We start from the raw sequence: 26,623 nt of genomic DNA, 5'->3' as shown, positions 1-26,623 counted from the left end.
GGGCGCCGCCTGAGGCGCGGCGCCCTCAGCGAGAAGTGAGTTCTCGCTCCAGTTCTCTTGACTGTTTCAATTTCGTTAACACGGCAGTTCGGATTCATTAGGGTTTCTACTAAGAAATCAGGCGCACAATTCATCCCACAGAACAGCAAGCAAGCAGTTCTGGGTGAACAGGGCCCCCGAGCGAGGTGGCCGCCCTCCAAGGGCCGCCCCCACCCAAGACCGGTTCGAAATCATCCTAAACAGTCAAAGGACATTGAAATGAAGACCTCGAAGATCATCGCCGCAGCCGCCCTCACTCTCCTGGCCGCAGCCGGCGCCCAAGCAGAAACCTACGAAGGCGTGCATCCGCTCGTGTCGGCAAACAGCCGCGCAACGGTCCGCGCCGATGCTGTGACCGCAGCACACCAGGTCAACCCCTATGCCGACGGCGCCGAGTCGGGCGTCCCGGCGGTTGTAGTGAGCGCCAGCACCCGCTCGGCCGTGCGCAACCAGGGTGTTGCCGCTGCGCACAGCGCCGACCCGTATGCGGAAGGCGCCTCGGCCGGTGTGGCACCGATTCTGGCCAGCACCGTCAACCGCGATGCTGTGCGCGCCGAGGCACGTGCTGCGGCACGTGGCAACCCCCTCGCGCTGTAATCCACGCGCCTTGGGCGCAAAACAAGAAGCCGGCCATGCGAATTGCATGGGCCGGCTTTTTTCTGCTTCGCTCAGAAGAGGCGAAAGACCAGTGGCATCAGCAGCGCCGCAAGCACCACCTGCATGCCCAGTGCGAGACCGGCGTAGGCACCGGCATCCGCATTGACGTGCAGCGCCCTGGCTGCGCCGATGCCGTGCGCGGCCGTACCCAGGCCGAAACCGCGCGCGGCGTAGCCTTGAGTGCTGGTGCTGATTCGCAGCGCGTCGAAGAGGTACTTGCCGGACAGCGCGCCGATCATGCCGGTCAGCACTGCGAACACAGCCGAAAGTGCCGGAATACCGCCGATCTTTTCGGCGATCCCCATCGCAACGGGCGCCGTCACCGACTTGGGTGCGAGCGACAGCACCACGTCGTGCGGCAACCCCATCGCCCAACCCAATGCCACGGCAGAACCGCCAGCGGCCGCGCCCCCCAGCAGCGATGCGAGCACCAGCCGACCGAAGCGCGCACGCAACTCGGCGCGCCGCTGCCACAGCGGCCACGCCAGCGCGACCACGGCCGGCCCGAGCAGGAAGTGAATGAACTGCGCGCCTGCGAAGTAGGTCTGGTAGTCCACATGCGTGAGCAGCAGTCCGCTCGCCAGCACGATCACCGACCACAGCACCGGATTGGCCCAAGGCGCCGCACCGAGCCGTGTGTACGCCGCATTCGCGAGCAGATACACGACCAGCGTCGCGGTGAGGCCGAAGAGCGGCGTGGCCGATAGATAGATCCAGAGTTCGACGAAACGCGGCATGTTCAGGCTTCCCTCACGCTTTTTGTTTGCGGTCCGGCCAGTAAAGCACCAGCGCCGTGACGGCCAGCCCGATCCACGTCGACAGCGCGATGATCACGAGCATCCGCCCGCCGAACTGGCTGAGCAGCGCGAGGTGCGTCATCACGCCCACGCCGACCGGAACGAAAAGCAGCGAAAGGTGACCGAGCAGAAACGTCGCGCATTCGGCCACCGGCTCGCGCACAACGGAAAAACGCAAGCCTGCGAGCATCAGCATCATGCCGAGCACGGGCCCCGGAAGAGGCAAGGACAAGCCTCGCGAAAGAACCTCGCCGGCAGACTGGAACACCAGCAGCCAGGCCATGCCGCGCAATCCGTTCATCTCAAAAGCGCGGAAGATCGGCGAACGGCTGCGGCTTGCTGCCGCGGAACACCTGCTTGCCGTATTCGGCGCAGCGCTGCAGCGTCGGAATCACCTTGCCGGGGTTCAAGAGACCCGCCGGGTCGAAGGCGCGCTTCACCCCGAACATCTGCTCGTTCTCGGCCGCCGTGAACTGCACGCACATGCTGTTGAGCTTCTCGACGCCGACGCCATGCTCGCCCGACACCGTGCCGCCCATCGCAACACTGGTCTCGAGGATGTCGGCGCCGAACAACTCGCAGCGGTGAAGCTCGTCGGGATCATTCGCGTCGAACAGCACCAGCGGATGCAGGTTGCCATCGCCCGCGTGGAACACGTTGCAGCAGCGCAGGTTGTATTTCTTTTCCATCTCCTGGATGGCCAACAGGATGTCGGCGAGCCGCTTGCGCGGGATGGTCGAGTCCAGGCACATGTAGTCCGGGCTGATTCGGCCCGATGCGGGGAACGCGTTCTTGCGGCCGCTCCAGAACCGGAGGCGCTCCTCTTCGTTCTCGCTGCAGGCGATCGCGGTGGCGCCGCAGCCGCGCAGCACGTCGGTCATGCGGCCGATTTCCTCCTCGACCTCCTCGGGCGTGCCGTCGGATTCGCACAGAAGGATCGCCGCGGCATCGAGGTCGTAGCCCGCGTGCACGAAGTCTTCGACTGCGGCAGTCATGGGTTTGTCCATCATCTCCAGCCCCGCCGGGATGATGCCGGCCGCGATCACTGCGGCGACCGCATCGCCGGCTTTGCGCACATCGTCGAAGCTGGCCATGATGCAGCGCGCCAACTGCGGCTTCGGCACGAGCTTGACGGTCACTTCGGTGGTCACGGCCAGCATGCCTTCGCTGCCGATCACGAGCGCCAGCAGGTCGAGTCCGGCGCAGTCGAGCGCCTCGCTGCCGAACTCGATCGGGTCGCCCTCGGCCGTGAAGCCGCGCACGCGCAACACGTTGTGCAGCGTCAGGCCGTACTTGAGGCAGTGCACGCCGCCCGAGTTCTCCGCCACGTTGCCGCCGATGGTGCAGGCGATCTGGCTCGAAGGATCGGGCGCGTAGTAGAGGCCGAAGGGCGCCGCCGCCTCGCTGATCGCGAGATTTCGCACGCCGCATTGCACGACGGCCGTGCGGCTCACTGGATCGATCTTGAGGATGCGGTTGAACTTGGCGAGCGATAACGTGACGCCGAGCGCGTTCGGCATCGCGCCGCCGGAGAGACCCGTGCCCGCGCCGCGCGCCACGATGGGCACGCCCTGCGCATGACAGGTCTTGAGCACGGCCTGCACCTGCGCTTCGTTTTCGGGCAGCGCGACGACCAGCGGACGCTGGCGGTAGGCCGTGAGGCCATCGCATTCATAAGGGACGGTGTCCTCGTCGTTCGACAGGACGGCGTGCGATGGGAGCTTCGCCTGCAAGGCGCTCACCACCCTGGCCTGAAGTTCTCTGCGGGAGACGGAGGCGTTCCCGGTTTCGACCGACGCTGTGTTCATGCCGCCATTGTCTCCGTCTTGGCCGCCACGGGCGCCGATCCGAAGCTGAAAACGCCAGCCGCCGCGAGCTTGCCGGCCTCGGCCCGCACCACGTCGGCCACCACGGCGATGGCCGCGTTCTGCGCGCGCTCGATGCGCGTGGCCAGCATCAGCATGCGATGCAACTGCACGCCGGAGACTTCCGACAGGCGCACCGTGCCTTGGCGCTGTTCCTTGAAGACCGACACCGGCATGACCGTCGCCCATCGGCCTTGAAGCACGAGTTCGCGGATGGCATCGACCGAGTCGATCTCTGCTTGGATATTGAGCCGTGTGCCGAGCGGCGCGAGGGTTCTTTCCACGATGCCGCGATGCAGCCGCGTCATCAGCAGCGGAACCTTGGCGAGCGCGGCCAGCGGCACCACCGGCGGTGTGTTGGCTTCCATTGGCGTGATGAGCGCGAAGGGCTCGGCCAGCAGTGGTTGATGGGCGAGGGCGCGGTTGGGCTCGGGGTTGGTCACCACCGCCAGGTCGATCCTGCCCCGTTCGAGGCTCTCCAGCAATTGCGGCGTGAAGGCCTCGCGCACGACCAGCCGAATGCCGGCCAGGCCGTGATGACAGCGCTCGAACACGCCGGGCAGGAGCACCCGCGTGAGCGTCGGCGACACGCCGAGCACCACCGTGGACGCCGAATTGGCATCGCCGTTCGTCAACAACTGCCTCACGCGCGCCGACTCGGCCAGCATGCGCTGCGCCGATTCGTAAAGGGTTGCGCCTTCCTGGGTCAGCCGAACGCCGCGCGGACCGCGCTGCAGGAGTTGGACGCCCAGTTCCGTCTCCAGATCGCGCAATTGCCGCGTCAACGCGGATTGGGCGATGGAAAGCGCCGTCGCCGCGGCGGTGAAACTGCCGGCATCGGCAATGGCGACGAAATAGCGCAGGGTGCGAAGGTTCATGGCGGCTGCCTGTCGATGGGAGCAATCGCAAAATGATATGGCTCCGAACCGATTCGGCATTGGACGACGGTGTAGCGCTTACCTAGACTGCCGCGACATATGACAACCGATAGCAAAACCATATGGATTCCCGGTGAGCGCCTGCGGCGTTTCACCGCCGAGGCGCTGGAGCGGGTGGGCCTTTCCCGCGACGATGCGGATTGCGTCGCTGGCCTGATGGCCGAGGCCGACCTGCAGGGTTCGGACGGCCACGGGATCATCCGTCTGCCGCAGTACGTCCAGCGCATCGAGGCCGGCGGCATCAACGTTCGGCCCCATATTCGCGTGGTCGAGGAGCGTGCCGCCATGGCGGTGGTGGATGGCGACAACGGCATGGGCCATCTGGTGGTGTCGCACGCGGTGCGCATCGCCATCGAGAAAGCGCGCAGTGCTGGTGTCGCCTGGGTGGGCACGCGCGCCAGCAACCACGCGGGACCCGCTTCGCTCTACGCGCGCATGCCGGTGGCGCACGACATGATCGGGCTGTACTTCGCGGTCGGCAACGCCAACCACATGGCGCCCTGGGGCGGCATGGAGATGCTGCTGTCGACCAACCCCATCGCCGCGGGGATTCCCGCCGGAGAGGAGCCTGCCGTCGTGCTCGACATGGCAACGACCGTCGCGGCCTACGGCAAGGTCAAGGCCAAGGCCAAGCGCGGCGAGCCGATGCCCGAGGGCTGGATGATCGATCGCCAGGGGCGTCCGCTCACTGACCCCAAGCGGTCGAACGAGGGGTTTCTGTTGCCGATCGGCGGCCACAAGGGTTACGGTCTCGCGCTCATCGTCGGCCTGCTGGCCGGTACGCTGCAAGGCGCCGCGATGGGGCGCGACCTGATCGATTTCAACGCCGATCACGTCACGCCCACCAATACCGGACAGGCCATCCTCGTGATCGATCTCGCAGCTTTCGGCGGGGCGGGGCCGTTCAAGGCGGCCGTCGACGCGCTGGTGCGCGACATCCGCAACAGCGAGCGCCTGCCGGGCGTGGAGCGCATCTGGCTGCCCGGCGAGCAAAGCCATGGCCGACGCGCGGCGTACGAGAAGAGCGGCGTGCCGGTCGCGGCCGCGCTGGTCGATGATCTCGATCAGCTGGCCGCCCGGCTCGGCATCGCCGCGCTGCGCTGAAGCGCGCGGCCGTTCAAAGAAATAAGAACTACGGAGACTCCCATGACATTCCTGCAACGCCTTCTGGCCGGCCTATGGATCTGCAGCGCCGCGATGCTTGCATCCGCTCAGTCGGCGTATCCAACCAAGCCGATCCGCATGGTGATTCCGCTGGCGGCGGGCAGTGCCGTGGACAACGGTGCACGCGTCCTCACGCAGAAGATGGGTTCCGACCTCGGGCAGCCCTTCGTGCTGGAGAACATTCCCGGCTCTTCAGGCCTGATCGGTGCGGATCGCGTCGCGCACGCGGCACCGGACGGCTACACCCTGGGCGGGTTCAACGACAGCGTGCTGACGATGATTCCGCACATCTATCCCAAGGCGGGTTGGGATGCGCTGACCGACTTCGCGCCCATCTCGCTGGTCGGCACGATCGAATGGGGCCTGGTGGTCAAGCCCGATTCGCCCTTCCACACCGTGGACGATTTCATCAAGGCGGCGAAGGCATCGCCCGGCAAGCTCAACTACGGCTCAGGCGGGAGCGGCAGCCCGCAGCACATCGCGATGGCGATGTTCGCCTCGCGCGCAGGAATCAACGTGACGCACGTGCCGTACAAAGGAGCGACGCCGGCGGCGGTCGCGGTGGCCGGCGGAGAAGTCGATGCCGCGTTCCAGGGGCTGGGGACGGTCACGTCGCTGATACAGGGCGGCAAGCTGCGCCTGCTCGCAGTGTCGACGCAGAAGCGACTGGCTCAGTATCCGGACGTGCCGACAGTGGCCGAGTCGGGCTTGCCGGACTTCTTCTTCAACTCGTGGTTCGCGCTGGTTGCGCCCAAGGGGACGCCGAAGGAGATCATCGATCGGCAATACACGGCGGTGCGCCATGCGTTGGATGACCCGGACACCAACGCCAAGCTGGTCGCCCAGGGCATTACGGTGCGGGGCATGCCGCCCGACGAATTCGGCCGCGCGATCGCCGCGCAGTACGAGCTCTACCGCAAGGTGATCCAGGCGAACAACATCAAGGTCGACTGACTTAGCGGAAGACCACCGTGCGGTGGCCATTCAGCAGCACCCGGTGCTCGCTGTGCCACTTCACGGCGCGCGCGAGCACCTGGCTTTCGGTGTCGCGACCGCGTGCGGTGAGGTCTTCGACCGTGTCGGTGTGGTCGGCGCGCTCCACGTCCTGCTCGATGATCGGGCCTTCGTCGAGGTCGGCCGTCACGTAGTGCGCCGTGGCGCCGATCAGCTTCACGCCGCGGTCATGTGCCTGGTAGTAGGGCTTGGCGCCCTTGAAGCTGGGCAGGAAGGAGTGGTGGATGTTGATGGCGCGGCCCGCGAGCTTGACGCACAGGTCGTTGCTCAGGATCTGCATGTAGCGCGCCAGCACCACGAGGTCGGCACCCTCGGCCTCGATGATCTCGAGCTGCCTGGCCTCTCCCTGCGCCTTGGTCGCGGCAGTCACCGGGATGTGGTGGAAGGGCACGTTGTAGCTCGCCGCCAGCTGATAGAAGTCGCGGTGGTTCGAGATGATGGCGCGCACGTCGATGGAGAGCAGGCCGCTCTTCCAGCGGAAGAGCAGGTCGTTGAGGCAGTGGCCTTCCTTGCTGACCATGATGACCGTCTTCATCGGTTCGGCGGCGGCGTAGAGCTTCCAGCGCATTCCGAATTTCGCCGCCAGTTCGCCGATCTGTTCGCGCAGCGCGGCTTCGCTTTGGTCGCACGCGAAGCGCACGCGCATGAAGAACAGGCCGGTACCGTGGTCGTTGTACTGGGCTGCTTCCTCGATGTTGCCGCCGCGATCGAGCAGGAAACCGGAAACAGCGTGGACGATGCCGGTGCGATCGGGGCAGGAAAGGGTAAGGATGTACGCGGGATTCATAAGGCCGGCCATTGTCGCAGGGCGCACGGTTGACGCGGCCGGTGCCAAAATCAACCTTTTCAAGCAAGAACGTACCTCTCAGGAGCGATTCATGGCCTACAACGACTTCAACATGGACAACCAGTGGTTGCCCTTCACCCCCAACCGCCACTTCAAGAAAGACCCGCGTGTTTTCGTGGCGGCCGACGGGATGGAGTTCACCACGCATGACGGGCACAAGGTGATCGACGGCATCTCCTCGCTCTGGTGCGTGGGCGCGGGCCACAACCGCAAGCCCATCAATGAGGCCATCAAGGCGCAACTCGACACGCTCGACTACGCGACGGCGTTCCAGGTCAGTAACGACAAGGCTTTCAAGGCTGCCGAGATGATCGCCGCCATGGCGCCGGGCGACCTCAACAAGGTGCTGTTCTGCAACTCGGGCAGCGAGGCCGCCGACACGTCGCTGAAGGTCGCGCTGGCCTATCACCGCGCCCGTGGCGAAGGCCACCGCAACGTCTTCATCGGCCGCGAGAAGGGTTACCACGGCGTCGGTTTCGGCGGCATGTCGGTGGGCGGCATCCCGGGCAACCGCAAGGTGTTCGGCTCTGCCTTCCTGCCGCGCGTGGACCACATGCGCTTCATCCACGATCCGGTCAACCATGCGTACATCCACAACCAGGAGCCGGTCTGGGCCGAGGATGCACTGGCCGACCTGGAACAGCGCATCCTGCCGCTGCACGATCCGAGCAACGTGGCCGCGATCATCGTGGAACCCATTGCCGGGTCCGCCGGCTGGTACGTGCCGCCCAAGGGCTACCTGCAGAAGCTGCGCGAGATCTGCGACAAGCACGGCATCCTGCTGATCTTCGACGAGGTCATCACGGGTTTCGGGCGCATGGGCACCAATTTCGCGTCGGACTATTACGGTGTCGTGCCCGACATGCTGAATTTCGCGAAGTGCGTGACCAACGGCGTGATTCCGCTGGGCGGCGTGATCTGCCGCGACAAGCTCTACGACGCGATGATGAACACGTCAGCGCCCGAGCACGTGGTGGAGTTCTTCCACGGCTACACCTACTCGGGCCATCCGGTTGCCTGCGCGGCCGCCATCGCGACGCTGGAACTGTTCCAGAAAGAGCAGCTGTTTGCGCGCGCGGGCGAAATGGGCAAGGTGCTGGGCGACGCCTTCCACAGCACTTTCAAGGGACTGCCGAACGTCATCGGCATTCGCAGCCTGGGGCTCGCAGCGGCGGTCGAACTCGCGCCGATCGCGGGCTTGCCCGGCAAGCGCGCCTATGACATCTTCCTCGAGTGCTTCCACAACGGCGCTCTGGTGCGGCCCGCGGGCGACGTGCTCGTGATCGCGCCGCCTTACATCGTCGAGAAGTCGCACATCGACGCCTTGGTCAATACGCTGGCCGACGCGATCAAGAAGCACGCCTGACGAAGCGGTATCAGCCCGGGCTGCGGCGCTCCGGCCGCAGCGCGGCGCAGTAGTCCTTTTCGGGCAGTGCGGGCGTTTGCCACGCGACGTCGAAGACGTCCGCCGTGGCGCGCGGCGCGCCGGCTTGCATCTGCACTACCTTCACCGAGATGTCGGTCGGCAGGTGTTGCGGAACCCCGAGCGCCTTGTCGGCGTGGCCGGCGCCGCTCACCAGCAGCACCGTCTTGCCGGGCACCCGCGCCTTGACGATCGCTAGCGCCATCGACCGGTCGCGCGCGATCTGGATGCGCGTCATCGGGACGATCTGCGACTCCGGAAGCAGGTTGCAGTGCCCGCTGCGCACAGCCTCACGCTGGGCCGCCCGGGCGTCGTCGGCGAGTTGGGCGTCGAGCGAAACGTCCTTCATCGCGTCCTTCATGTGCTCGCGCGGCAGGTTGGCACCAATCACGGGCACGCCAGCGCGCACGGCGGCCATCACGGCGGGCCCGTAGTCGGTCCAGGGCCAGGCGTTGTCGTTCCAGCTCAACGCCGTCTGTACTTGGGATTCGGTCGCGTCGGCGCCGAGATAGCCGGTGCTGTTGCCTGTGTCGGCCATTTCGAGGGCGAGCGCCGCAAGGTGGCCGTTGGCGGTGAGCGCCTCGACAGTCTGACGTTCGATCGCGTGGTGCTCGGGGGCGTCGTGCTGTTCGCCGAGCAGCAGGGCGTCAGTGGGCAACAATGTCGCCACGCGACGGGCGACAGGGGTGTCGGCAGCCGGCGTGCCGGCTGCGCAACCTGAAAGCACCGTTGCACCGATAAGCGACGCGAGGAATGTCAGTGCGAAAGGGTGTCGAAGGAGCATGGCCGCCACTATGCCCCGGCTGAAGAAAAAAAGAGCGCCGAAGCGCTCTTTTGTCGGGTCAATGGACGAGGACGGGTGTGTGCGCCAACTCGGCATACCCTTCGAGGGTGTCCTCGACTTCTTCCTGCGTGGGCGTGTTGATTTGCCAGGCGGCGATTTGCTGCTGGAAGAGTTCGGCCCAGGAACCGTCCAGATAAACCTCCTTGCCCGAGCGCTTGTCGACGATCTCGAAGCCGTGGCGCGCCAGCACCGGAACGTTGGGCGCCACCGGCGCGTCTCCTTCCGTCGGCTGCACGTGCACGACGACGAAAGAGTCGGAGTCGTAGAGCATTTGCATGTCGGGTCCTGTGAGGATGTCGATGGCATTCATGGTCGTTAGATAGCAATCAACGCGCCAGTTTCAATATCCGGCGTTGCGTTGTAGGAACGCGCCTGTATTTTTTTGTGTCCCTCTCAGGGTTTTGCCTCGACCGGCTGGGGTTCGGGGTCAGCGAGCCAGGCCTCCAGCAGCGTGTACGACACCGCCAGCATGACCGGACCGACAAAGATGCCGACCAGTCCGAATCCGAACAAGCCGCCGATGACACCGGCGAAGATCAGCAGCAGGGGGAGATCGGCGCCGCGTTTGATCAGCCATGGACGCAGGAAGTTGTCCATCGTGCCCACGATGAGGGTCCAGATCAGCAGAAAAACGCCCCAGCCGGTCGATCCGCTCCAGAACACCCAGATCACTGCGGGCGCCAGCACCAGCGTCGGCCCGATCTGGACGATGCAGAACATGAACATGACCGCCGTGAGCAGCGCCGAGAACGGCACGCCGGCGATCGCCAGGCCGATTCCGCCCATGACCGCCTGGACGATGGCCGTCACGCCCACCCCCAGGGCCACCCCGCGGATCGCCTGACCGGCCAGGATCACGGCGTCTTCGCCCCGTTGCCCGCCGAGCTTTCGGCCGAACTGGCGGACTGTCGCTGCCGCGGCCTCGCCCTGGGCGTACATGAGGCCCGCGATGACCACGGTCAGGAGGAACTGCAAGGTCAGTGCCCCCACCACGCCTGCCTGGGCGAACACCCATCCGGTGACCTGCTTGGCGTAGGGCGCGATCTCGGCTTCCAGTCCCGCCACGCCCGAAGCCACTTGCGCGTCCCAGGCGGCGGTCAATCGCGGTCCGACGAAGGGCAGCCGCCCCAGCCACTCGGGCACCTTGGGCGGCCCCTGGCTGATCAGCGACTTGACCCACGTGGTGACTTCGTTCGCGTTGGCGGCGATGGTCGAGATCGCCATCGTCAGCGGCAGCACGAACAGAAGCAGCAGGATCAGCACCATCACCAGCACCGCCAGGCTCCGGCGTCGCCAGAGCCGGGCCTCGAACCACAGCAGCGCCGGCCAAGTCGCCACCACCACCATGGCCGCCCAGATCGTCGCGCCCAGAAACGGCCGCAAGACCCAGAGCGAAGAACCGATGAGCAGGGCGATGCTCAGCACGTTGAGCGTGATCTTGGCCAGGTCGGTACGGGTTTCGGTCATGGTGCGGTGCATTCTTGCCTGAATGCCTCGCAGTGTCCCCGAAGTCGGCCGGCAGGCCATCGACAAGATGCGTGACGCTAGTTGGAAGTGCGCAACGGCACCTGTTCGCGCAGTTGGAGGTCGACGAAATCCTGGTTCGGCTGGGTCTGCCTGATGCGGACCGGCAAATAGCCCAGTTCCGGCGCGAGCCAGAGTTCGATCTTGTCGTCAAAGGGCTGGCGCGGGGCGCGTGTGAGCTTTCGCACCGTAAATTCGCCTGCAGGCACCGTCACTTGCTCTTCGCCCGAGATGGTGAAGGTCCAGATCTCGGCGTCGGAGGGCCCGACCGTCTGCACTGCGATGACCGACGCCGGGGGATAGCGCGCCGGATCGCCGGCCATCAGGGCGCCCAGTTGCATCACCACGCTCAGGCGGTCTTGCGCGCCTGCCAGCAGCGGCACGCTGGGTGAGTTGTTGCTGAAGATCACGGTCTTCTGGTCGCGCACGAAATGGGAGGCGACTTCGGTCTTGCGCTTGTCCGAGAAGCGCATCGGCTCGATCCCCGTCGAACCAATGACGCCGTTGCTGTGCAGGCTACGGAAGGTCTTGAAGAGGAAGGTGAGAGACAGCTGGGCGTCGTAGCGGTCGCCGTCCTGCAGCCAGTCGAGATTCCCGAACACGCCCTGCATGGGCGTCGTTCCTTGCTGGGCGGTCGCGGCGAAGACGAGGCGCACCGACCCTGGGATGTGCAGTGGCACCGAGCCGGGCATGTTGGCATCCGCGGCCTCGTTGCCGGCTGCGGCTGCCCCTTGGCCGTTTCCTGTCGCCGAACCCGCGCCGCCGGCGGGCGCGCTATCCGCTGTTCCCGTATCGGTGGTTGTCTGCGAAGCGAGGTCCTGCGACTGCGGCTCGGGCTGGGCGGCTGTTGCGGGTTCGGGCGCCGGTCTGGGTGCGACCGGCCGCGGCCGGGCCGGCGGGCGCGGACGCACCGGCTTGATCTCGGCGGGAGGCGCGGGCCGTGCGAGTGCAGGTGCGGCGGCGGGCGGCGGCGCGACGACGATGGTTCGGGTGATGAACCTGTCGGCCAGCGGAGAAGGTGGTGTTCCCACGCCCGAAGGCGCAAGACCGAGCAGGACCAGATGCACGATCACAACCACCGCGGTCAGCAGCGCCAGCGCGCGCCACGGCGGGCGCGGTGCTTCGGGCAGGACGGGGGGATTGGTCATTCGCATCGGAGATCGACCCGGTGCAGGCCGCGAGGTTCATCTCGGTACACTGCCGCCCGGTCAATCAGTTTAGTAGCGATGCCGTGCCGGCATCGGCCGCCACCCATGAAACTCGCCACTCTCAAAGACGGTTCGCGCGACGGGCAACTCGTCGTCGTTTCGCGCGATCTCGCCACCGCGCACTACGCCACCGGCATCGCCAGCCGCATGCAGCAGGTGCTCGACGACTGGGGCTTCATGAGCCCCCAATTGCAGGATCTCTATGACGCGCTCAATGGCGGACGGGCGCGGCATGCCTTTCCATTCGATCCGGTCCAGTGCATGGCGCCGCTGCCGCGCGCCTACCAGTGGGCCGATGGCTCGGCCTACATCAACCACGTCGAGTTGGTGCGCAAGGCCCGCAATGCCGAAGTGCCCGAGAGCTTCTACACCGATCCGCTGATGTACCAGGGCGGCAGCGACGATTTCATCGGTCCCTGCGATCCGGTCGTGGTCGCCAGCGAGGCCTTCGGGATCGACTTCGAGGCCGAGATTGCCGTCATCACCGGCGACGTCAGGATGGGCGCCACCCCGGCGCAGGCGCTCGACGGCATCCGCCTCATGATGCTTGCCAATGACGTCAGCCTTCGCAACCTGATCCCCGCGGAGTTGGCCAAGGGATTCGGCTTTTTCCAGAGCAAGCCGTCGACCGCGTTCAGCCCCGTGGCAGTGACCCTCGACGAACTCGGCAACGCCTGGCAGGGAGGCCGCGTACACCTCGCACTGCAATGCACATGGAACGGCCGAAAGGTCGGCATGTGCGACGCGGGCGAGGAGATGACTTTCCACTTCGGTCAGCTCATTGCGCACATCGCCAAGACGCGCAACGTGCGTGCCGGCAGCATCATCGGCAGCGGCACAGTGAGCAACAAGGGCGTCGAGAAGGGCGGCCGCATGGAGTGGCCGAAGGGCTACAGCTGCATCGCCGAGAAGCGGTGCATCGAGACCATCCAGGACGGCCAGCCGACGACCGAATTCATGAAGTACGGCGACACCATTCGTATCGAGATGAAGGGGCAGGACGGGCAGTCGATCTTCGGGGCGATCGAGCAGGAAGCGGTGGCGCCGGGCGGGGCCACGTAGCAATTAATTAATGGCCATTAATAGGAACGGCAACCCCTTTTCATGCTTACAGGCGAACTGAAGAACAAGGTCGACCAGGTCTGGAATGCCTTCTGGACCGGCGGCATTTCCAATCCGCTCGAAGTCATCGAGCAGATCACCTACCTGCTGTTTCTGCGCGGCCTGGACAGCGATCAAACCCGCGAAGAGAACAAGGCTGCGCGCCTGAAGGCTGCACCCGTTCGCATCTATCCCGAGGGCAAGGATGCCAAGGGTCGCAACTTCGACGACTTGCGCTGGTCGCGCTTCAAGAATTTCTCGGCGGCGGAGATGTTCGCCGTGCTCAGCGAGCATGTCTTTCCCTTTCTGCGCAGTCTCAATGAGGCCGAAGATCCGGCAGGGGCGGAATCTGCCGTCTCTCGCTCGACTTTTGCGCATCACATGCGCGACGCGCGCTTCACTATTCCCACGCCGGCATTGCTGGCCAAGGTGGTCGATCTGCTCGACGGCATCCCCATGGATGACCGCGACACTAAGGGTGACTTGTACGAATACATGCTCGGCAAGATCGCGTCCGCCGGGCAGAACGGCCAATTTCGCACGCCGCGCCACATCATCCAATTGATGGTTGCGCTGGCCGCGCCGACGCCGCAAGACACCATTTGCGATCCGGCCAGCGGCACCTGCGGCTATCTGGTTGGGGCCGGCGAATACCTTCGGGATCATTACCCGGAAATGCTGCGCGACAAAAAGCTCAACGCGCACTTTCACGGCGGCATGTTCCATGGCTACGACTTCGACAACACCATGCTGCGTATCGGCAGCATGAACATGTTGCTGCATGGCGTGGAGAACCCCGCCATTGCCTACCGCGATTCGCTGGCGCAAGACCATGCGGAAGACGAAGGGGCGTATAGCCTCATCCTCGCAAATCCGCCGTTTGCCGGCAGTCTCGATTACGAGAACACGGCGAAGGATCTGCTGCAGATCGTCAAGACCAAGAAGACCGAGTTGCTATTTCTTGCGTTGTTCTTGCGATTGCTAAAGACCGGCGGTCGAGCTGCCGTCATCGTGCCTGATGGCGTGTTATTCGGGAGCAGCAAGGCCCACAAGGAGATTCGTCGCAAGCTGGTTGAGGAGCAAAAGCTCGATGCGGTTATCCGCTTGCCGGGTGGGGTGTTCAAGCCCTATGCGGGCGTGAGTACGGCCATCTTGCTTTTCACCAAGACGATGAGCGGTGGCACTGACCGTGTGTGGTTCTACGACGTTCAGGCGGATGGGTGGAGTCTCGATGACAAGCGTCAGTCACAACTGGCAGAGAACAAACTGGGGCTCCGTGCATTTGTCGAAGGGCGTAGCCAGCTGTCTGATGAGGAGCACGCCAAAAACAACCTACCCGACGTATTGACACGTTGGAGATCCTTGTATCCCGATGGAGGGGACTTCGCCCCCGAGTTGCAACGATCGCGCAGTGAGCAGAGCTTCTGTGTGCCGAAATCAGATATCAAAGCGAATAACTACGACTTGAGTTTGAATCGATACAAGGTGGTGGCGCATGCAGAGGTCGTGCATGGCGAGCCAGCCCAGATCATTGATGAATTGAAGCGTCTTGAACGCGAGATCGCGGACGGCACTCGGGAGCTTGAGGAGCTTCTGAGATGAGCGGAAATGCGGCGGTTGGTTTGGGTGAGGTGGCGGAATTCATACGCGGCATCAACTTCAAGCCAGAAGATGTGGTAGCTGTCGGAGAGCCGGGGACGGTCGCGTGCATGCGGACAAAGAATGTCCAATCCCAACTTGATCTTCAGGATGTCTGGGGCGTTCCAGAGCGGTTTGTTCGACGCGAAGAGCAAGTGCTTCGTGAAGGGGATATTCTGGTATCCAGCGCCAATAGTTGGAATCTTGTTGGGAAGTGCTGCCCGATCCCGACACTGCCATGGAAAGCCAGCTTCGGTGGGTTTGTTTCCGTACTGCGAACTAAATCGACGCACGTCAACGCACGATATCTCTACCACTGGTTTGCTTCAGATAGTGTTCAAGCGCTTCTTCGAAGTTTTGGGCAGAAGACGACAAACATTTCGAACTTGAACATCGGTAGATGTTTGGCCATGGAGTTGCCGCTTCCCTCGCTCGCCGAACAGCATCGCATCGCGTCAATCCTTGACCTGGCTAAAAAGCTTCAAGTGAAACGTCGAGAGATGATCGACAACCTCGATAGGTTTGGCCGAGCGATCTTTCTCGACATGTTTGGCGACCCCGCAACTAATCCTCGGCAGTGGCCGTGTGCCAACTTGGGTAATTTAGTGGCCGACGGATTCCAGAACGGGCTCTATAAGCATGCGAGCGAATACGGATCTGGTACGCCTATTTTGAGAATCGACGCGTTCTATGATGGCATGGTTACCGGATTGGAGACGTTGAAGCGTGTCCGTGTCTCGAAAGCAGAAGGCGAACTCTTTGGGTTGTGCGACGGTGATGTCATCATCAATCGTGTGAACAGTATGGAGTACCTTGGCAAGTCGGCGATCGTTCCAGTCTTGAGTGAACCAGTAGTGTTCGAGTCAAACATGATGAGATTCAGAGTCGATAGCAAATTGGTCTTGCCAGCGTACGTGGTGGCATTCTTGCAAACAGATTTTGTCAAGCGGCAAATCCGAATGGCGGCCAAGCGAGCAGTAAATCAAGCCAGCATTAATCAGAAAGATGTCGCGGCATTCCAAGTCAACGTTCCGCCACTTGCGAATCAGCAGAAATTCGTCAAACTCATTCACTTGATGGAGCGACTCAAGTCCGTCCATCGCGCTTCCCTCGTCAATTTCGAAAAGCTGTTCAACGTACTTCAGCAACGCGCCTTTCGAGGTGAGTTGTAGCGGTTGGGAGTTTCGACCCCCGAGGTCGACCCCGGGGGGGCGCTACGAGTTCGCCGCAGGTGCTACCCATAGCGTGCAAACTCATTCCCATCCCGCATCAGCAACTGCATGAGTTTCGGGTGAATGAAGAGCTTTTCTTTCCCCGCCTGAACTTCGCCCAGCACGCCCACGCCGACCAGTTCCTTCAGGTAACGCGATGCGGATTGCCGTTGGGCCACCTGTTTGTCGACCAGGTTGCCAATGCGGCAATAGGGCTGCTCGAAGATAGTTTCGATCAACTCCCGGCTGTAGATCTTGGGCAGCTTCTGGCGCACGTAGTCGGTGGTGTGCTCGGTGAGGTTGCGAATCGCGGCTATTTTTTGCGTGGTCCAGCGGGCGGTTTCCTCCACGGCGCGCAGCATGTAGAGGACCCATTCCTCCCAGGCTTGCGTGCGCGTGACGTCCTGTAGCAGGCGGTAGTAATCAGCTTTGTTGGCAATGATGTAGCGGCTCAGGTACAGCACGGGCAGCTTGAGCAGTTCTTCCTGAATGAGCACCAGGATGTTGAGGACACGGCCGGTGCGGCCGTTGCCATCCGTGAAGGGGTGGATCGCCTCGAATTGGTAGTGACTCACGGCCATGCGGATCAACGGGTCCAGGTCTCGCTCTTCATGGATGAAGCGTTCCCAGTTCGCGAGCAGGCTGCGCAGCGATGCTTCGCCTTCGGGCGGGGTGTAGATGCTTTCCCCGTTGCGGTCGCTGACAAGCTGCGTCCCCGGCGTGCGGCGAATGTCCATCTCGACACCTTTGATGGCGGTGCAGATTTCGACGGCGGTCGTGGTGCAGAGGGGGCGCTTGGCCAGTGAATGAAAGCCTTGGTACAGCGCGCTCCGGTAGCGCAACGCTTCCTTGGTAGCAGGGTCTGCCTGGCTGTCGTGACCGTCCGCATGACGGAAGAGTTGGTCGGTCGTGGTGACGATGTTCTCGATCTCCGAACTGTCCTTGGCTTCCAGCAGGGGGATGGTGTTGATCAGGACGGTGGGGTTGGGGATCAGCTCCGTGGCCTGTTTGAGTTCCGCCAGCGCGGCGCGCGCGGTGATGCACTGCTTGAGCACGGTCTTGCTTTCCAGCTCCGTTCTGGGTGGCAAGGGCGGTAGATCGGCATAGGGGCGATCAGGACGCCACGAGGAGTGGGGCGCTGTCATGTTCGAAAAATCTGGTTTTGACGACATGTTTTGAGGATATGTCGCTGCCATCGACACGTCAATCAAACGTGTCGATGTTTTTCGATTTCATCGACACGTTTTGCGGTCATGTCGCCGGCAGCGACACAAGTGGCGAACGTGTCGCAAATTTGGCCTTTCATCGACAATGCCCCCGGCGGGGCTATGACTCATCCTTGTGCGCCAGGGTTTTAGCTAGGTTTTAGAGAAGAAAAAATCCTTTAAAAACAATGACTTATAAAACCAAGTCTTCAGGAAAAGCTCTTTAGCCACGGGTTAATGACCAACTTTTCGTTCCTCCAGACCGAATGGCCCGACCTGCACGCCGAGGCCCTGCGCGCCGAACGCGCCACGCTGGTCGACCCGCGCACGGCCTGCTTCTATGCGCGCCGAACGCTCGAACTGACCGTGGCGTGGCTCTTCCGGGCAGAAGGTGGTCAGGGCGGCACCCTCCGCACGCCGTACAAGACCGATTTGGCGGCATGCCTGTTTGAACCCAGCTTCCAGCAGCTGGTCGGGCCGGCCCTGCACGCCAAGATGGACGTGATCCGCAAGCTCGGCAACCAAGCCGTGCACAGCGCCCGGCCGGTGCCAGCGCAGGATTCGACCTCCGCACTGCGAGAGCTGTTTCATGTGGCGTTCTGGCTCGCGCGGCACTACGCGAGGAACGCGGCCGGAAGGCCCGAGCCGGCGTTGCAATTTCGGGCCGACCTGCTGCCCAAGCCGGCATCTCCTGACGCCGCCGCCAGCCAGGCCGCATTGCAAAAGCAGGCCGAGATACTGGCAGAACGCGATGCCGCGCTTCGCGAGGCCGAGCAGCGAAGCGCCACCCTGGATGCCGAGTTGGCCGCGCTGCGAGCCGAGGTGGCGGCAGCCAAGGCCGCCAACGCCACACCGACCGACACGCATGACTACAACGAGGCCGCCACACGCGACTTGTTCATCGATCTGCTGCTCAAGGAGGCCGGCTGGGCACTGACAGACACGCGCGACCGCGAGTACGAAGTGACCGGCATGCCCAACCAGCAAGGACGTGGTTTTATCGATTACGTGCTTTGGGGTGACGACGGCAAGCCGCTCGCCATCGTGGAAGCCAAGCGCACGCGTCGCGGCGCGAAGGAGGGCGAGCAGCAGGCCAGGCTCTACGCCGATTGCCTCGAAGCGCAGTTCGGCCAGCGACCGGTGATGTATGGCACCAACGGGTACGAGCATTGGCTATGGGACGACGCGATGTATCCGCCGCGGCCCGTGCAGGGGTTCCACAAGAAGGACGAGCTTCAACTGATGGTCCAGCGCCGCACGAGCCGCAAGCCGCTCGCGCAGGCCACGATCGACGGCGCGATCGTCGAGCGCCACTATCAGCATCGGGCGATCCGGCGTATCGGCGAAACCTTCGAGAAGGATCTCCATCGCAAGGCGCTCGTCGTGATGGCGACGGGTGCGGGCAAGACGCGTACGGTCATTGCGCTGGTCGATTTGCTGATGCGTAGCAACTGGTGCAAGCGGGTGCTGTTTCTGGCCGATCGGGTGGCGCTGGTCAATCAGGCCGTCGGCGCCTTCAAGGCGCATTTGCCCGATGCTTCGCCGGTCAATCTGGTGACGGAGAAGACGACCGAGGGGCGCGTCTATGCGTCCACCTACCCGACCATGATGGGTTTGATCAACGGCGGCGGCGAAGGCGCGCGCCGTTTCGGCGTGGGTCATTTCGACTTGATCGTGGTCGATGAGGCGCACCGCTCGATCTACCAGAAATACCGCGCGATCTTTTCGTATTTCGACGCACTGCTGGTTGGCGTTACAGCGACGCCCAAGGACGAGATCGACCGCAACACCTACAGCCTTTTCGATCTGGAAAGCGGCGTACCCACGGATGCCTATGGGTTGGACGACGCCATCGCCGAGGGGTTTCTGGTGCCGCCCAGGGCGGTGTCGGTGCCGCTCAAGTTCCAGCGCCAGGGCATTCGCTACGACGACCTCAGCGAGGAAGAAAGAGACCAGTGGGACGCATTGGAGTGGGACGAGGACGGCGCTGAAGCGCCTGACGAGGTGAGCGCCGAAGCGGTGAACGCGTGGTTGTTCAATACCGACACCGTCGACAAGGTTCTCGAGTTGCTGATGACGCGTGGTCACAAGGTGGCGGGCGGCGACCGCATCGGCAAGACGATCATCTTTGCCAAGAATAACGACCACGCGGAGTTCATCGCGGCGCGCTTCGATGCGAACTACCCGCAGTTCAGGGGCGCGCACGCTCGCATCATCACGTTCAAAACGGAGTATGCGCAGAGCCTGATCGACGATTTCTCGCAGAAGGACAAGGCGCCGCACATCGCCGTCTCGGTCGACATGCTCGACACGGGCATCGATATCCCCGAGGTGGTGAACCTGGTTTTCTTCAAGATCGTGCGTTCGAAAGCCAAGTTCTGGCAAATGGTTGGACGCGGCACGCGTCTGTGCAAGGACTTGTATGGGCCAGAGCAGGACAAGCGGGACTTTTTGATCTTCGACTTCTGCCAGAACCTCGAATTCTTCAGCCAGAACCTTGAGGGCACTGATGGTGTGCTGGCTGAGTCACTGGGGCAGCGGCTGTTCAAGGCGCGCGTGGAACTGCTGGGCGAACTGGACAGGCGTTCAAGCGCCAATGGTCGGCGTGCAGGCGATGGCGACGGCGGCAACATCGTGTTGACCGATGAGCGCATTCGGCAGGATACGGCGGCGCTGCTGCACACGTTCGTGGCCGGTATGAGTCTTGAGAACTTCGTTGTGCGGCCTCAACGACGTTGGGTCGAGGCTTGGGCTCAGCCCGGGGCTTGGGAGCGACCGACGATGGAGCAATTGGGCGAGGTGTCCGAGCATCTGTCGGGCTTGCCGAGTTCCGTGCGCGACGACGACGAGGACGCCAAGCGCTTCGACATGCTGATGCTTCGCACACAGTTGGCCAGCTTGCGCGCCGAGCCGGGCTTCGAGCGTTTGAAGGCTCAGGTCTGTCAGATCGCCGATGCGTTGCTGGAGCTTCCGAATATTCCGGCAGTGCGCGAACAGTTGATGTTGATCGAGGCGATCGCTGGCGACGAGTGGTGGCAGGACGTGACGCTGCCGATGCTGGAGCAGGCGCGCCGCAAACTTCGCACATTGGTCAAGCTGTTGGAGAAGAAGCGCCGCAGGGTGGTCTACACGGACTTTATCGACGAGCTTGGAGAAGCGGCCGAAGTGCCATTGGCCATTGGCGCTAGTGGGGGAGATTTCGAGCGCTTCCGTCAGAAGGCGCGTGTGTTTCTGCGTGCCCACGAAGACCGGTTGGCGTTGCACAAGTTGCGTCGCAACCTGCAACTCACGCCGGCGGACCTGGGTGAACTCGAAGCGCTGCTTCACGAAGCCGGAGGCTCGGACGGCGATATCGCGCGCGCTCGCGAGTTGCACAAGAGCCTGCCTGCATTTGTGCGTTCGCTAGTGGGGCTCGACCGTGAGGCGGCAAAGCAGGCATTCGGGCATCTCCTGGCGGGCACGACCGCGACGGCAAGCCAGATTCAATTCGTCGACGAGCTGATCAATCACTTGACCGAGCATGGGGCAATGCCGCCCGGGAGGTTATACGAATCACCGTTTACTGACATTCACGCTCAGGGTCCGGATGGCGTGTTTGCGCCAAAGGTGGTGGAGTTGCTCTTCACAGCGTTGAGTGATCTCGAGCTCAAGACTGGTTGAGCAATCGCTGGCACGAATTCAAATGGCAGTCCCGCGCAGCAAATCCTTCAAAGTTCCTATCCCCAACCGCCGAAAAGCCCGGTACTGATGCGTTCGAGCCGTTGTGAGCTCGATACCGATTTCTCGCGCCGCTTCCTTCGCCGTCTTGCCGGCGAGCAGATGGCCGATCACCTCACGCTCGCGCAGGCTCAGGCCGAGCAGGCGCGAGGCCAGGGTCGGCTCCGCAGTGTCCCTCGCCACCACGGCGCTGCGACCGTGCGCCGCCGTCGCATCGGCCAGCAGCATTGCGTGCGCCTCCAGCAAGTCGAAATCGGCCTGGCCGAAATCAGGCTGCGCGAGGCTTCGGTAAAAGCTGACCGCGGCACGCTGCCCGGATGGCAGGAGAAGCAGCACCGACGCCCGCTCGCGGATGCCGACATCTCCGTAACAGGCCGCGCGGTAGGCCGGGTCGGCCACTTCATCGGCGTGCTGGTGTCCCAGCCACAACTGCGCACGCTTCGGCAGCTTGCGGGCGGCAAGCCATGCCATGTTGGGATCGAGAAGGTCGAAACGTTGCGCCACGTAGCGCTCGGCCGTGCGTTCGGCGGTGCTGCCATAGGTGCTCGCGGCCGAGACGGTTTCGATTCGGCCTGTGGAGTCCACCGCGAACACGGTGCAGAAGGTCACGGGTAGCACGACATGCATCGCCGTCAGGTAGCTCGCCGCCAGGTGCGAGGTGCCCACGCCAGCGAGCACATTGCTCACGATCGACGCCGCGATGGGCTGATCGCCACCGCGGACAGGCCAGCGTTTCATGAGATATCGAGGGTTTGCACTTCGTACGAAGTTACGACAACGACCACCCCGATGCATCGGGACAATCCCTCCGCATGACCATTGCTGTCGTGTCCCATCCCTCCGCGCTTGCAGGCGACGCTGCGACCGGCCCGCTGCCTCCGGTGGCCTCGGATCTGCCGCCGTCGGTTGGCGCCTTCCACTACACGCGCCACGAGCCGCGTCTTCCGTCGCTTGTGGACGGGCAAGAACCCGGTCCCCATTCTGTGGTGATTGCCGGCGGCGGCCCGGTCGGCATGTCGCTCGCGCTCGGTTTGGCGAACCATGGGATGCGCAGCGTGATCCTGGAGGCCGACGACACCGTTTGCGTCGGCAGCCGCGCGGCTTGCATTTCGCGCCGGAGCCTGGAGATCGTCGAACGCCTCGGCGCGCTTCCGGCCTTCATGGCGAAGGGCCTGCCCTGGACCGGCGGCCGCAGCTTCTACAAGACCGACGAGGTGTTCCGCTTCGAGATGCCGCACGACGCGAAGCAGAAGCTGCCGCCGATGATCAATCTCGAGCAGTACTACATCGAGCAGTACCTGCTGGACGAGATCGTCCGCCGCAATGAATCGACGCCCGGAGTCATCGACATCCGCTGGGGCAGCGAACTCACCGGCTTCACCGAGGACGCCGACGGCCTCACGCTGGAGGCGCGCAATCCGCTGGGCGCCTATGCACTGCGGGCGCAGTGGCTGGTCGGGTGCGACGGCGGCCAGAGCTTCGTGCGGAAGTCGCTCGGCCTCAACCTCGAAGGCACGGCCTATGAAGGCCGCTACGTGATCATCGACATCGAACTGCACAGTGACCATCCGACCGAACGGCGCGCGTGGTTCGATCCGCCGTGGAACCCGGGTTCGACCGTGCTGATGCATAAACAGCCCGACGACATCTGGCGCATCGACTACCAGTTGCGCGCGGGCCAGAGCACCGAAGAAGCGCTTCAGCCGGCCGCGGTGCAGGATTTCGTGCAGCGCCATCTCGACGCCATCGGCGAAGGCCACCTGCCGTGGAAGACGGTCTGGACTTCGGTCTACCGCGCCGGCGCGATGACGCTGGACAGCTACCGGCACGGCCGCGTGCTCTTCGCCGGCAATGCCGCGCACGCGATGCCGATCTTCGGCGTGCGCGGTTTGAATTCGGGCTTCGACGATGCCGACAACCTGGCCTGGAAGCTGGCGTTGGTTGCGCGCGGCGTGTCCGGCGTGTCGCTGCTAGACAGCTATTCGCAGGAACGCATCGCGGCCTTCCGCATCAACGCCGAGAGCGCGATGCGCAGCACCGAGTTCATGTCGCCGCCCACACGGGGTTTCGATCTGCTGCGGGAGGCTGCGCTGTCGTTGTCCGGTGCCCACCGCGAGATCGCCAACCTGATCAATCCGCGTCAGACGCAGGCGGTGCAATACAAGGATTCGGCGTTGTCGAGCGATGACGACGCATCGATGCCCGGCCCGCGGCCCGGCGACGTGATGCCCGACCAGCCGCTGGCGCTGGACCTTCATCTCACCGACTGGCTGAGGCCGACGTTCACGGTGCTGGTGCTGAACATGGTGCCCGTGGATGCCACATTCGCAGCCGACATCGCCGCGGCGCAGGCGGGCCCGCTGCCGGTGGTGACTTGCGAACTTCCGCCGGGAAGCACGGACGAGTCGGTGTTCGCGGCACTGGGTGCGAACGAGGGCGCCGTCTATCTCTTGCGCCCGGATGGCCATGTGGCCGCGCGATGGCGCCGCGTGCCGTCGGGCGCGCTTCAGCGTGCGCTGGCACGAGCATCCGCCCTTCTGAAAACGGAGCACGCATGACTGTCTTGACCCTCGACGCACGCGATCGCGTCTATGCCGAATGTGCTCGCGCCATCAGCGAGGCTGGCCCCGAGCGAGAATCGCTCTTCCTCGCGCGGCTCGCGCTGCTGCTGTTCGAGCAGGTCGGCGACGAGGCGCGTTGTCGGGCCGCGCTGGCGCAGGCGCTGGACGACCTGCCCGTGCCCTCGCTGTCCGCGGGGCCGACTTGAATTTCACGTCAACGCTCATAAAAACCTGGAGACTATTTGATGGATCGCAGAACCCTGCTCACCACCCTCGCCGCCGGCGCAGCGGCCACAGCCGCACCATGGGCGCGCGCTCAAGCCTTTCCCGATCAGCTGATCAAGTGGGTGGTGCCGTATCCCGCCGGCGGCGGAACGGATGTGATCGCGCGCACGCTCGCCGAGGCGATGCGCCAGACGCTGGGCCAGCAGATCGTCATCGACAACCGTCCCGGCGCCTCGACCAACATCGGCGCGGATCTGGTCGCCAAGGCCAAGCCTGACGGCTACACCATCCTGTCGGCCGACAACGCCGTGCTGGCCTTCAACGAGCATCTCTTCACCAAACTGCCCTTCAATCCGACCAAGGACTTCACGTACATCGGCGCGATCGGCAAGTTCCCATTGGCGCTCGTGGTGCATCCGGATTTCCCGGCGCAGGACTTCAAGGCCTTCCTCGCCTACGTCAAGGCCAATCCGGGCAAGGTCAACTACGCATCGCCGGGCAACGGCTCGCCGCATCATCTGGCGATGGAGTTGTTCAAGAACCGCACCGGCACCTTCATCACGCACATCCCGTATCGCGGCGCGGCGCCGGCCATGGCCGATGTGATGGGCGGACAGGTGCCGTGCATGTTCCTCGATCTCGCCTCGGGGCTCTCGATCATGCAGGGCAAGAAGGTGCGCGTGCTGGCCATCGGTTCCGGCGCTCGCTCGAAGCTGCTGCCCGACGTGCCGACGCTGGCCGAAGTCGGCGTACCCAATGCGGAGGTCTTCGCGTTCCAGGGCGTGCTCGGCCCCGCAGGCTTGCCGCCGTCGGTCGTCACGCGGCTCAACGGCGATCTCAATCGCGCCTTCAGCGTACCCGCCGTGCAGAAGCGTTTCAACGACTTCGGCATGGAGGCGATGCCCGGCACGCCTCAGCAGTTCGCGGCGCTGTCGCGCGCGGAATCGCAACGCTGGGGGCCCATCATCAAGGCCGCCGGCATCAAGCTCGATTGAGATCGGTCAAGGCTTGACGAAGGCCTTGCGCGAGCCGTCCTCGAACACCTCGTCGTCGCGTTCGAGTTTGCCGCTGGTGTCCCACACCCGTTCGCGGGTGACGCGGCCCTTGTCGTCGTAGACCGATTCGGCGATGAGCGTGCCGTTCTCGCTGAAACGCCGATGGGTGCCGATGGGGATCTGCCGGAAGCGGTCGATCGCCGTGAAGCGCCCGTGGGCGGCGCGCTGTCCGTTGTCGTGGAATTCGGTGATGTCGATCAGGCGTGCATCGCCCTCCGCGCCGTACACCGCCTTGCTGCGCGGCTGGCCGTTCAGGTAGAAGCTTTCATCGCTCATCGGATCGCCGGCCGGGTTCCACCGTTGGTCGCGAACCAGCGCGCCCTTCTCTGAAAACTCCTGTTCGCGCTGCTTGACCGGCCCGCGCTCGCTCAGCAACGAGATCACCTCGCGGCGCTTGATGCCTTCGGATGAAAAACGCCGCTCGATGCGCTGGTTGGGCAGGAATTCGTCCGTCGCCGAGGGCTTGCCGTTGTCATAGAAGTCCTCGCTGAGGACCCGTTTGCCGGACAGGTACGACACCCGCGAGCGCAGGATTCCCTTGCTGTCGAACAGATCGACGCGCGACGGTCCCTTTCCGAAGCCGCACAGCCGCGCGTCGTCCGCAGCGGGCGCGAGCACCGGCTTGTCGCCGCAGCGCAAGGCGGAGAGTTGGCCACGCTCCGTGAACTCGACCGATGCGCGCTCGCCCGCGGCGTCCGCGAAGTAGGTGACGCGGCGCATCTGACCGGAAGGGTAGAAGCTGCGTACCAGTCCCGTTTCGTGGCCGTCGTCGTAGATCGCGTCGCGCACCACCTGGCCGTTCGGCGAGAACTCCCGGGCACGGCCGTCCATGTTGCCGGCGGCGTTCACGGCGTATTCCTTTGCGAGCTTGCCGTGCTCGTAGGTGCGTACGCGGCCCATGAAGGTGCCGCCCTGGATCTCCTGTTCGCGGACCAATTCGTGGCTGTCTCGGTCCTTGCAGCGCATCAAGCCCGTCTTGCCGGACGTGCTGTTGCCGTCGGCCGGATTCACGCCGATGCCGTTGATCTCGCAGTCCTGCACCGCATAGGCGGCGCGGGGGCCGAGGAAGAACAAGGCCGCCACCAGTCCCGCGACCCGCAACGAGGTCGACGCGGCAACCGGAGCAGAGCGCAGGCTCATGTGTCGTAGACGGTGTCCAGCGATCGGAAGCCCTTGGCCTCGATCGGATTGCCGAAGGGGTCGCAGAAGAACATCGTCCATTGCTCGCCGGGCTGGCCTTCGAAGCGGACCTGGGGCTTCAGCACGAAGTCCGTACCCGCGGCTTCCAGCCGGTCTGCCAGCGCGCGCCATGCGGGCAGTTCGAGGACGATGCCGAAGTGCGGCATCGGCACCATGACGTCGCCCACGCGTCCGGTGCGGGAGGTGGCGAAGGGTTCGCCAAGATGCAGCGAGATCTGGTGACCGAAGAAGTCGAAGTCCACCCAGGTGTCGGTGCTCCGGCCTTCGGCGCAGCCGAGCGCGCCGCCGTAGAAGCGCCGCGCCTCGTCGAGGTCGCGGACGTGGAAGGCGAGGTGGAAGATGGACATGTGACTTTCTGTGTCGAATCGTTCATTGTCCACAAGCCGGGGG

24 protein-coding genes are annotated in these 26,623 nt (G+C 63.9%); 11 read left to right on the top strand and 13 right to left on the bottom strand.

All coding sequences use genetic code 11. The annotated features are described in order from the left end of the window. Nucleotides 1-258 precede the first annotated feature (258 nt). Nucleotides 259-636: a helicase SNF2 gene (locus tag AC1DN9_RS08100; RefSeq protein ID WP_478098971.1), complete on the top strand. Its 378-nt coding sequence runs from the start codon at nucleotides 259-261 to the stop codon at nucleotides 634-636. 71 nt (nucleotides 637-707) lie between these two features. On the opposite strand, the gene AC1DN9_RS08095 is transcribed toward AC1DN9_RS08100, so the two are convergent. From AC1DN9_RS08095 to AC1DN9_RS08080, 4 genes are read right to left on the bottom strand one after another with little or no spacing between them, the layout of a single operon-like run. Continuing rightward, entirely contained in the window at nucleotides 708-1,433 is a 726-nt protein-coding gene (locus AC1DN9_RS08095) for an LrgB family protein (protein WP_478098969.1), read from the bottom strand. A gap of 13 nt (nucleotides 1,434-1,446) precedes the next feature. Continuing rightward, entirely contained in the window at nucleotides 1,447-1,794 is a 348-nt protein-coding gene (locus AC1DN9_RS08090; RefSeq protein WP_478098967.1) for a CidA/LrgA family protein, read from the bottom strand. A 1-nt stretch (nucleotide 1,795) separates the two neighbouring features. Next, nucleotides 1,796-3,301 (bottom strand): FAD-linked oxidase C-terminal domain-containing protein, encoded by a 1,506-nt coding sequence (locus tag AC1DN9_RS08085; RefSeq protein ID WP_478098965.1) that lies wholly within the window; start codon nucleotides 3,299-3,301, stop codon nucleotides 1,796-1,798. Continuing rightward, nucleotides 3,298-4,236: a LysR family transcriptional regulator gene (locus AC1DN9_RS08080; RefSeq protein ID WP_478098963.1), complete on the bottom strand. Its 939-nt coding sequence runs from the start codon at nucleotides 4,234-4,236 to the stop codon at nucleotides 3,298-3,300. The genes AC1DN9_RS08085 and AC1DN9_RS08080 overlap by 4 nt, the downstream gene beginning before the upstream one ends. 99 nt (nucleotides 4,237-4,335) lie before the next feature. On the opposite strand from AC1DN9_RS08080, the gene AC1DN9_RS08075 reads away from it, so the two are divergent. Together AC1DN9_RS08075 and AC1DN9_RS08070 are read left to right on the top strand one after the other, a co-directional pair. Further along, nucleotides 4,336-5,400 (top strand): Ldh family oxidoreductase, encoded by a 1,065-nt coding sequence (locus tag AC1DN9_RS08075; RefSeq protein WP_478098962.1) that lies wholly within the window; start codon nucleotides 4,336-4,338, stop codon nucleotides 5,398-5,400. Nucleotides 5,401-5,442: 42 nt separating this feature from the next. Further along, nucleotides 5,443-6,414, top strand: a complete 972-nt coding sequence (locus AC1DN9_RS08070) for a Bug family tripartite tricarboxylate transporter substrate binding protein (RefSeq protein WP_478098960.1) — start codon at nucleotides 5,443-5,445, stop codon at nucleotides 6,412-6,414. 1 nt (nucleotide 6,415) lies between these two features. Here the strand turns inward: AC1DN9_RS08070 and purU are convergent, their stop codons facing one another. Beyond that, a complete protein-coding gene (gene purU / locus AC1DN9_RS08065; RefSeq protein ID WP_478098959.1) occupies nucleotides 6,416-7,261 on the bottom strand; it encodes a formyltetrahydrofolate deformylase in 846 nt (281 codons plus the stop codon). Between the two features lie 91 nt (nucleotides 7,262-7,352). Between purU and aptA the strand changes: the two genes are divergently transcribed. Further along, nucleotides 7,353-8,687, top strand: a complete 1,335-nt coding sequence (aptA, locus tag AC1DN9_RS08060) for an omega-aminotransferase AptA (protein ID WP_478098958.1) — start codon at nucleotides 7,353-7,355, stop codon at nucleotides 8,685-8,687. A gap of 10 nt (nucleotides 8,688-8,697) precedes the next feature. Here the strand turns inward: aptA and AC1DN9_RS08055 are convergent, their stop codons facing one another. The 4 genes from AC1DN9_RS08055 to AC1DN9_RS08040 form a co-directional block, all read right to left on the bottom strand. Next, nucleotides 8,698-9,528, bottom strand: coding sequence for a ChaN family lipoprotein (locus AC1DN9_RS08055; RefSeq protein ID WP_478098956.1), 831 nt, complete (start codon nucleotides 9,526-9,528; stop codon nucleotides 8,698-8,700). A gap of 58 nt (nucleotides 9,529-9,586) precedes the next feature. Next, complete coding sequence (locus AC1DN9_RS08050; protein ID WP_478098954.1) at nucleotides 9,587-9,898, bottom strand: BTH_I0359 family protein; 312 nt, start codon at nucleotides 9,896-9,898, stop codon at nucleotides 9,587-9,589. A gap of 83 nt (nucleotides 9,899-9,981) precedes the next feature. Next, the gene (gene ydiK, locus AC1DN9_RS08045) at nucleotides 9,982-11,055 is read right to left on the bottom strand and encodes an AI-2E family transporter YdiK (RefSeq protein WP_478098953.1); all 1,074 of its coding nucleotides are present in this window, start codon (nucleotides 11,053-11,055) and stop codon (nucleotides 9,982-9,984) included. Nucleotides 11,056-11,132: 77 nt separating this feature from the next. After that, nucleotides 11,133-12,260 carry a DUF3108 domain-containing protein gene (locus tag AC1DN9_RS08040; RefSeq protein ID WP_478098952.1) on the bottom strand — a complete coding sequence of 376 codons (1,128 nt, stop codon included), beginning with the start codon at nucleotides 12,258-12,260 and terminating at the stop codon, nucleotides 11,133-11,135. A 105-nt stretch (nucleotides 12,261-12,365) separates the two neighbouring features. On the opposite strand from AC1DN9_RS08040, the gene AC1DN9_RS08035 reads away from it, so the two are divergent. Genes AC1DN9_RS08035 through AC1DN9_RS08025 form a run of 3 tightly spaced genes read left to right on the top strand, consistent with a single transcriptional unit; the run spans nucleotide 12,366 to nucleotide 16,231 of the window. Further along, complete coding sequence (locus AC1DN9_RS08035) at nucleotides 12,366-13,382, top strand: fumarylacetoacetate hydrolase family protein (protein WP_478098950.1); 1,017 nt, start codon at nucleotides 12,366-12,368, stop codon at nucleotides 13,380-13,382. Between the two features lie 42 nt (nucleotides 13,383-13,424). Further along, nucleotides 13,425-15,023 (top strand): type I restriction-modification system subunit M, encoded by a 1,599-nt coding sequence (locus AC1DN9_RS08030; protein WP_478098948.1) that lies wholly within the window; start codon nucleotides 13,425-13,427, stop codon nucleotides 15,021-15,023. Continuing rightward, nucleotides 15,020-16,231: a restriction endonuclease subunit S gene (locus tag AC1DN9_RS08025; protein WP_478098946.1), complete on the top strand. Its 1,212-nt coding sequence runs from the start codon at nucleotides 15,020-15,022 to the stop codon at nucleotides 16,229-16,231. Before AC1DN9_RS08030 ends, AC1DN9_RS08025 begins: the two co-directional genes overlap by 4 nt. Before the next feature lie 62 nt (nucleotides 16,232-16,293). Here AC1DN9_RS08025 and fic read toward each other — a convergent pair whose 3' ends face one another. Further along, nucleotides 16,294-17,472, bottom strand: a complete 1,179-nt coding sequence (fic, locus tag AC1DN9_RS08020; protein ID WP_478099166.1) for a protein adenylyltransferase Fic — start codon at nucleotides 17,470-17,472, stop codon at nucleotides 16,294-16,296. 240 nt (nucleotides 17,473-17,712) lie between these two features. Between fic and AC1DN9_RS08015 the strand changes: the two genes are divergently transcribed. Beyond that, nucleotides 17,713-21,135, top strand: a complete 3,423-nt coding sequence (locus AC1DN9_RS08015) for a DEAD/DEAH box helicase family protein (protein ID WP_478098944.1) — start codon at nucleotides 17,713-17,715, stop codon at nucleotides 21,133-21,135. Nucleotides 21,136-21,153: 18 nt separating this feature from the next. Here AC1DN9_RS08015 and AC1DN9_RS08010 read toward each other — a convergent pair whose 3' ends face one another. Beyond that, complete coding sequence (locus tag AC1DN9_RS08010) at nucleotides 21,154-21,930, bottom strand: LuxR C-terminal-related transcriptional regulator (protein WP_478098942.1); 777 nt, start codon at nucleotides 21,928-21,930, stop codon at nucleotides 21,154-21,156. Between the two features lie 74 nt (nucleotides 21,931-22,004). On the opposite strand from AC1DN9_RS08010, the gene AC1DN9_RS08005 reads away from it, so the two are divergent. From AC1DN9_RS08005 to AC1DN9_RS07995, 3 genes are read left to right on the top strand one after another with little or no spacing between them, the layout of a single operon-like run. Further along, entirely contained in the window at nucleotides 22,005-23,750 is a 1,746-nt protein-coding gene (locus tag AC1DN9_RS08005) for an FAD-dependent monooxygenase (protein WP_478098940.1), read from the top strand. Continuing rightward, nucleotides 23,747-23,959 carry a hypothetical protein gene (locus tag AC1DN9_RS08000; protein WP_478098938.1) on the top strand — a complete coding sequence of 71 codons (213 nt, stop codon included), beginning with the start codon at nucleotides 23,747-23,749 and terminating at the stop codon, nucleotides 23,957-23,959. The genes AC1DN9_RS08005 and AC1DN9_RS08000 overlap by 4 nt, the downstream gene beginning before the upstream one ends. Nucleotides 23,960-23,998: 39 nt before the next feature. Further along, nucleotides 23,999-24,973 (top strand): Bug family tripartite tricarboxylate transporter substrate binding protein, encoded by a 975-nt coding sequence (locus AC1DN9_RS07995; protein ID WP_478098936.1) that lies wholly within the window; start codon nucleotides 23,999-24,001, stop codon nucleotides 24,971-24,973. Between the two features lie 6 nt (nucleotides 24,974-24,979). Here the strand turns inward: AC1DN9_RS07995 and AC1DN9_RS07990 are convergent, their stop codons facing one another. Together AC1DN9_RS07990 and AC1DN9_RS07985 are read right to left on the bottom strand one after the other, a co-directional pair. Further along, on the bottom strand, nucleotides 24,980-26,173 hold the full coding sequence (locus AC1DN9_RS07990) for a toxin-antitoxin system YwqK family antitoxin (protein WP_478098934.1): 1,194 nt from the start codon (nucleotides 26,171-26,173) through the stop codon (nucleotides 24,980-24,982). Continuing rightward, nucleotides 26,170-26,580 (bottom strand): VOC family protein, encoded by a 411-nt coding sequence (locus AC1DN9_RS07985; RefSeq protein ID WP_478098932.1) that lies wholly within the window; start codon nucleotides 26,578-26,580, stop codon nucleotides 26,170-26,172. Before AC1DN9_RS07985 ends, AC1DN9_RS07990 begins: the two co-directional genes overlap by 4 nt. Nucleotides 26,581-26,623: the final 43 nt, after the last annotated feature.

The sequence above is a fragment of the Variovorax sp. 05L425 genome, from assembly GCF_056397705.1.
Note: the sequence above shows the minus strand (reverse complement) of the source record. Positions and strands in the feature narration are given on the sequence as shown.